Below are 6,586 nucleotides of genomic sequence, written 5' to 3'. Positions count from 1 at the left end.
CTAAGGATCACGATTTACAACAAGGACTGGTGCGGTGGCTTGCGGGGGGCGTTCAGCCTTCCGGTGCCACGGTGCCGGGCCGTCACAACCATTCGAACCTATGACGTTTCAATCTGCCTGGCGCCTGGGCCTGGTCAAGGTCTTTGCCTATGCGCTGCTGGCGCTGTTTCTGGTGCCTGCGGTGACCTACGTGTTCGCCCGCCATGTCCAGACCGACCAGGACACCCGTTTTGTGGCCGGTATCAGCCAGCGCATCGATGCCGAAAAGGGCCTGCCCGCCGACGAGAAGCAGGCGCGCAAGGACTACTACCGCAGCAACCCGCCGTCCACCATTTGCAGCAATGCAGACCCCGAGGCCCGCGAATACCGCGAGGCGCTCTGCGACACCTTCTCCGATGTCTGGCAGTTCCACATGGCGCGCAAGCTGTCGCTGTGGACGCTGGTGGCCAGCGCGGCGCTGCTGCTGGCGGTGCTGGGGCTGGGGGCGCTGGCGTTTGCCGACCGCACGCTGCAGTACGCGAGCTTTGTGGCGGGCTGGCGGCTGACGTCCTGGGCCAGTGCCACGGCGCTGGTGGTGCAAGGGACGATGGCGGTGTGGCTGTCCTTCTGGGTGACGGCGTTTTTCTTCCACAAGTACTCGCCCAAGCTGGTGCTGTTTGTGGGGTTTGCCGTGGCGGCGGGGGTGCTGGTGGCAGTGGCGGGCATCTTCAAGCGCGTGCAGTCCAGCAACCAGGTGGTGGGCGAGCTGGTGGCCGAGGCCGATGCGCCGCTGCTGTGGCAGCGCATTCGCCACCTGGCGCAACGCCTGAAGACGGAGCCGCCCCGGCACATCGTGGCTGGCATCGATGCCAACTTCTTTGTCACCGAGGCCCCGATCACCGTGGGCCAGCAAACCCTCACGGGCCGCACGCTGTTTGTGAGCCTGCCGCTGCTGCGCATCCTGGACCAGACCGAGGCCGACGCCGTGCTGGGCCATGAACTGGCCCACCTGCGCGGGGGCGACACGCGGCGCAGCGCACAGCTGGGGCCCAAGCTGGTGCAGTTTGACCACTACCGCCACGCCATCCGCACGGGCGGGCTGTCGGCCATGGCGTCGCCGCTGCTGGACCTGTACCGCACCATTTTCGAAATCGCCCTGGCCAGCGACAGCCGCGAGCGTGAGTTCAAGGCCGACCGCCTGGCGGCCAAGCTGGTGAGCCCGGCGGCGATTGCACAGTCGCTGGTCAAGATTGCCGCCTACGCCCAGTACCGTTACCGTATCGAGGACGAACTGTTTGGCCGCAACGAGCGGCACGACAACAGCACGCTGGGCATTGCCAGTTTTGTGGCCCAGGGGCTGGCGCCCTACGCGGCATCGCCCGACTTTGTGGATGCGATGAAGACGGCCAATGTGCCGCACCCCTTCGACTCACACCCCGCCATGCCCGAGCGCCTGCGCAACGTGGGCATGGCCCTGAAAGAGCGCGACTACGGCGCGATTGCCGTGCGTGCGCCCGCCACCACCTGGGTGCAGGAGATCCTGACCGCCGACGCCATCGAGCAGCGGCTGTGGAGCGCCTACGAGCAGCAGTTTGCGCAAGACCACGAGCGCAGCCTAGCCTACCGCTACGAGCCTGCGAACGACGAGGAGCGGGCCCTGGTGCTGCAGTACTTCCCGCCCGTGGTGTTTGCCCTCAAGGGCGACGCGACGGTGGAGGTGAGCATTGACGGTATCCGTACCTCGGCCGATGAGACCACGGTGTTCTGGGACGCCATCAAGGGGCTGGAATTCAAGGAAAGCAGCTTTGGCAACGCGCTGATCGTGACCCACCCCGAAAAGAACGCCCTGGGCCTGGGCGCCAAGACCAGCAAGATCAAGCTGCCCGGTCTCAAGAAGGACAAGGACCAGTTCAACGCCGTGGTCAGCCACTACTGGCAGCGCCACCAGATCATGCGTGCGCAGCAACAGGCAGCGGGATGATTGCTATATTTTGTATAGCTGCTGAGGCAATAGGATGTAGCGCTTCAGCGCGGTAGGGCCAAAAGAATCCCATGCAAGGCGGTGGGAGGACCGTTTGACGGGGCTGCGCACCCCATCCAGCGCAGCCAGCCCCGTGGACCGTGGGGCGGTGCGTGGGGGCGTGTGGTCAGGCCGGCTTACTTGCGCACAAACTCCGGCCGGTCGTTTTGCTGGGGCTTGAGCGGCGCATCCACCTTGCCTTCGGCGCGTTCCTTGCGCCATTGCTCCTTGCGTGCCGTCCACTCGCGCAGGCGGGCGTGGGCCACGGTGCTGTCTTTTTCCATTTGCTCGTCATTGGCCAGCTGGGCCGACAGCTCCAGGCGAATGCCGTTGGGATCGAAGAAATAGATGCTCTTGAAGATGTGGTGGTCCGTCACGCCCAGCACTTCCACTCCATGCGCCTCCAGGCGCTGCTTGGTGTTCTCCAGCTCCTGCACGGTGTTCACGCGGAACGCGATGTGGTTGACCCACAGGGGCGTGTTGGGCGAGGGCTCGGCCTTCACGTCGTCGCCCAGGTCGAAAAAGGCGATGAACGAGCCGTCCTGCAGGCGGAAGAAGAAGTGGGTGTAGGGGCAGTACTCGCCGGTGCTGGGCACATAGTCGCTCTGGATGATGTGGTACAGCGGCAAGCCCAGGATGTCTTCATAGAACTGGCGCGTTTCCTCGGCGTCGCGGGCCTTGTAGGCGTAGTGGTGCAACTGCTGGATGGCGGCGGGTGCGGGCAGGCTGGCCAGGTCGGTCGGGTTCAGAACGGCGTTCATGCAGAGTCTCCTCAAATCGGTGAGTGCAATTCTACTATTCGTAATTGATTTACGTTAAGTTAATTTTTATACCCAGAAGGCTGGCAGATGAGGACGGGCTGGCCCCAAAAAAAAGCCACCCGGCGCAAGGCGCACGGGTGGCTGGTCGCAAGCAGCCGGAGGCGGGGCGGAGCAAGTCAGCCCGCTGCACCCCAGGTCCGCTCGGCCTGGTTTACTGCTTCACGGCTTCGATCTGCACCACCAGGCGCACGTTCTTGGGGAAGCCCCATTCCACGCCGTAGTTCATGCCCCACTGGGTGCGGTCGATGGTGGCTTCAAAGTCGCCGCCGCACACTTCGCGCTTGAGCATGGGGCTGTCGTAGCAGTTGAACTGGTTGGCCTTGAGGGTCAAGGGGGCGGTCTTGCCCAGCAGTGTGAGCTGGCCTTCGACGCTGGCGACCTTGTCACCGTTGAAGACGAACTTGCTGGAGACAAATTTCATCGTAGGGTGCTTGGCCGCGTCGAACAGGTCAACGCTTTGCAGGTGCTTGTCAAATGCGGGCGTGCCCGTGTTCACCGAGGTCACATCGAACGTGATCTCGGCCTTGCCCGACTTGCCGGCCTTGTCGAGCTGGACGGTGCCTTCCTTCTTGTCGAAGCGGCCACGGTTCACGGCAGCGCCAAAGTGGCTGATCTCGAACGAGGCGAAGGTGTGCGTCGGGTCGATGGCGTAGTTGGCCGATTGGGCTTGGGCAGCACCGGCGAACAGGGTGGCAGCGGCGGCCAGGGCGAAGAGGGACTTGCGCATGGAAACTCCTGATAGATCAAAAAGGAAAGGACAAGGGAAAAGGGAAGGCACCAGCCACGGGGACCGTGCCCGGACGGCAGGCGGAGGCCGGTGGGGCCCGGGCAGAGGGGCGGCGCTCAGAGCTTGCCGACGCCGGTCAGCGCGAGCTTGAACTTGACCTGCACGTCGTCGGCCACCATGGAGGTGTCGGCCCACTCGTTTTCGCCGATCTTGAAGGCCAGCCGCTTGATGGGCAGCGCGCCTGTGGCGGTGGTGGTGGGGCCGCTTTGGGTCAGCGTCACGGGCACCACCACGTTCTGGCTGTTGCCCTTGATGGTGAGCGCGCCCGCCACTTCAAACTTGCCGCCGCCCAGCGCCTTGATGCTGGACGACACGAATTGGGCTTGCGGGAATTTGGGCACGTTGAACCACGCGGGCTTGGGCAGCTCTGCATCGGTCTCGCGCGAACCCAGCGTGGCGCTGCCAGTGTCCACCGTGAAGGCGATCTTGCTGGTGGCCAGTTTGGCCGGGTCAAACGCTACCTGGGCGCTGAACTTCTTGAACTGGCCTTCCAGTGGCACGCCCATCTGGCGGGCTGTGAACTGCACCTCGCTCTGCGCGGGCACCAGCTGCTGCTGGGCCAGGGCGGCTTGCGCGCCCGCAACGAGGGCAGCGCCGATCACGATGCGGGACAAGGTAGAAGACAGATGCATGCAGAAACTCCGTTCAATTCACAAAAGGTGGAAGCGGTGGTCGCAGGGGGCGAGCGACCTTTGAGGTGGGCAAGGTACCCACCAGGGGTTGTCATGGCGCCCCGCAGGTGGGGGCTGGTTATTTCCCGGGGAGCATGCGGTTCAGCAGGCCATCACGGTCGACCAGCTGGTGCTTGAGCGCTGCGGCGATGTGCAGCAGCGCCAGCGCGGCCAATGCAAACGCGGTGTACTGGTGCCAGGGCTTGATGGCCTCGGCCAGGTCCTTGCTCACCGGCACAAAGTCGGGCAGCTGCCACAGGCCCAGGAACACGATGGGGAACCCCGCCGCGGAGCTGTAGGCCCAGCCAATCAGGGGCACAGCGAAGAAAAGCACGTACAGCAGGTGGTGTGTGCCGTGGTGCGCGAGCTTCTGCCAGCCGGGCATGGTCTTCTCAACCGCCTTGGGCAGCGCCGGTGGGCGGTGCGTGGCGCGCCACAGCAGGCGCAGCGCCGACAGCACCAGGATGGTCACGCCGGCCCATTTGTGCCAGTTGTACAGCTTCAGCCGTTGGGGCGAAAAGGGCAGGTCAGCCATGTAGACACCGACGCCAAACAGAGCGATCAGCGCCAGGCCCAGCACCCAGTGCAACAGCATGGCGGTGCGCGTGTACCGGCGCGGGGTGTCGGGGGTCGTCGTGTAAGTGGCTGTCATCAGCGAATCTGGAGGTCGGTGCACAAAGGAGGTGAGTGAAGGCTGCAAGGGCCGCCGGACTTGGCGGCACAACGCGCTGGGCGATGGCGCAGTGTAGGAAGCGCTGGCCGTGATCTGCTTCAGGCAGATTGATGCCTTGATTCAAATTTATTGAATCGATATGCCTTGAGCGCTCAAAGTTCCCCAATGCTGTGCAATTTCTGCGGAGCGGCTGTTTGCTGGCATCCGCAGGGCACCGGCGTGGCGCCTGCCTGAACCTTGCTGGTGCGCCGGTGCCCCTGTGGAGACACCTTGGCGAATGGGGGAGGTGGCCGCATCAAGTGCAGCGATGGCGGGCGGTACGGGGGCGGGGCGCCAGAGCACCCCGAGATGCCCGGGTTATCGGGCCAGCGCGGCCTGTTTCCAGGCGCTGACGGCGGCGCTGTCGTCGCCGCGTTGTTCGGCCAGTTCGGCCACGTGGCGCCAGGCGCTGGCGCGCATTGGCGCGTCGTTGAGCTGCTGGGCTGCCTGGGTCAGCAGCTGCTGGGCTTTGCCCCACAGCTGGCGCTTGAGGCAGGCCATGCCCGCCAGGTATTGCAAGCGGGCGTCGCGTGGGTTGGCTTGCTGGGCGGACTCGATGCGGGCCAGCCAGGGCCCGTCGAGCGCATCCAGCCCCGCCTCCAGCGCACGCACCAGCTTGAGAGCGTGTTGCTCGGCCAAGGCATCGGGCAGCTCCACCATGCGTTCCCACACGGGCAGCAACCAGGCACGCACCTGCGTGGCATCGCCACCCAGTGCAGCCAGCCGCTGGGCGGCGTGGATGGCCAGCTCGGGCATGTTGCGCTCGCTGGTCTCCAGCGACAGCCAGATCTGCTGCAACTGAGCGACATCGTGCGCGCTGTTGATGAGTTCGGTGGCCAGGCCGCGCACGATGCTCTGTGCGGCATTGGGCGAGAACGCACGGTGCTTGCCCAGCAGGCGTGCGGTGTCCAGTGCTTCTTGCGTCTGGCGCGCCAGACGGGTGGCCTTGAGCTTGATGCGCAGCGCCAGGGTGCGCCGCGCGGCCCCCTGGGGCAGGGCTGCCAGGCGGTCGAGCGCCGCGTTGGCATCGCGGTCGTCCAGCGACCAGCGGGCGGCGCGCATCTGGGCGCCTTCGTGCATTTCCTGCTCGTTGATGGAGCCGCGCATGGGGGCTTCCTGCAGTGCGTCCTGCAGATGGCTTTCGCGGGTGGCGCGGTCTTGCAGGGCGTGTGACGCCTCGGCGGCGATCATGTGGGCCAGCGCGCGCAGCTGCTTGCCGTGGGGCACGGCCTCGCCGCTGGCCTCCAGCGCGTGTTCTTGCGACAGCGCGGCCACAGCGGCCTTGCGCGAGCGGATGAACCGGCCGCCCAGCATGTGGGTCAAGGCGTCGAGCAGTGCGCCGTGCATGGCACGCTCTTTTTGCTGCACGCGCCAGCGGCGTGCCTGGTGCGGCAGCGCCAGCAGCGCCGCCAGGGCCCTCAGCGCCGCATAGACGGTGACAAAACCGCCCACCAGCAGCAACACCACCATGTTGAGCGACAGGTCGATGCGGTAAGGCGGCCAGTACAGGGTGACGGTGCCCTGGTTGTTGCCCGCAAACAGCGCGGCCGCCACCGCCACGCCAAACAACGCCAAAAGCCAGAGTGCAGCACGCAT

6 protein-coding genes are annotated in these 6,586 nt (G+C 65.4%); 1 reads left to right on the top strand and 5 read right to left on the bottom strand.

Annotated features, from left to right (window positions below; translation table 11 throughout):
- Nucleotides 1–100 precede the first annotated feature (100 nt).
- Complete coding sequence (locus tag N4G42_RS18425) at nt 101–1,960, top strand: M48 family metallopeptidase (protein WP_260668204.1); 1,860 nt, start codon at nt 101–103, stop codon at nt 1,958–1,960.
- A 176-nt stretch (nt 1,961–2,136) separates the two neighbouring features.
- Here the strand turns inward: N4G42_RS18425 and N4G42_RS18420 are convergent, their stop codons facing one another.
- The 5 genes from N4G42_RS18420 to N4G42_RS18400 all read right to left on the bottom strand — a co-directional run bounded on the left by N4G42_RS18420 (nt 2,137) and on the right by N4G42_RS18400 (nt 6,586).
- Nucleotides 2,137–2,760, bottom strand: coding sequence for a VOC family protein (locus N4G42_RS18420; RefSeq protein ID WP_260668203.1), 624 nt, complete (start codon nt 2,758–2,760; stop codon nt 2,137–2,139).
- A gap of 211 nt (nt 2,761–2,971) precedes the next feature.
- Nucleotides 2,972–3,547 (bottom strand): YceI family protein, encoded by a 576-nt coding sequence (locus N4G42_RS18415; RefSeq protein ID WP_260668202.1) that lies wholly within the window; start codon nt 3,545–3,547, stop codon nt 2,972–2,974.
- A 116-nt stretch (nt 3,548–3,663) separates the two neighbouring features.
- Nucleotides 3,664–4,239, bottom strand: coding sequence for a YceI family protein (locus N4G42_RS18410; RefSeq protein ID WP_056066824.1), 576 nt, complete (start codon nt 4,237–4,239; stop codon nt 3,664–3,666).
- 118 nt (nt 4,240–4,357) lie between these two features.
- Complete coding sequence (locus N4G42_RS18405) at nt 4,358–4,930, bottom strand: cytochrome b (protein WP_260668201.1); 573 nt, start codon at nt 4,928–4,930, stop codon at nt 4,358–4,360.
- 378 nt (nt 4,931–5,308) lie between these two features.
- Nucleotides 5,309–6,586, bottom strand: coding sequence for a heme biosynthesis protein HemY (locus N4G42_RS18400; protein ID WP_056066830.1), 1,278 nt, complete (start codon nt 6,584–6,586; stop codon nt 5,309–5,311).

The organism is Acidovorax sp. K2F, from assembly GCF_025246485.1.
Taxonomy (GTDB): domain Bacteria; phylum Pseudomonadota; class Gammaproteobacteria; order Burkholderiales; family Burkholderiaceae_C; genus Acidovorax; species Acidovorax delafieldii.
Note: the sequence above shows the minus strand (reverse complement) of the source record. Positions and strands in the feature narration are given on the sequence as shown.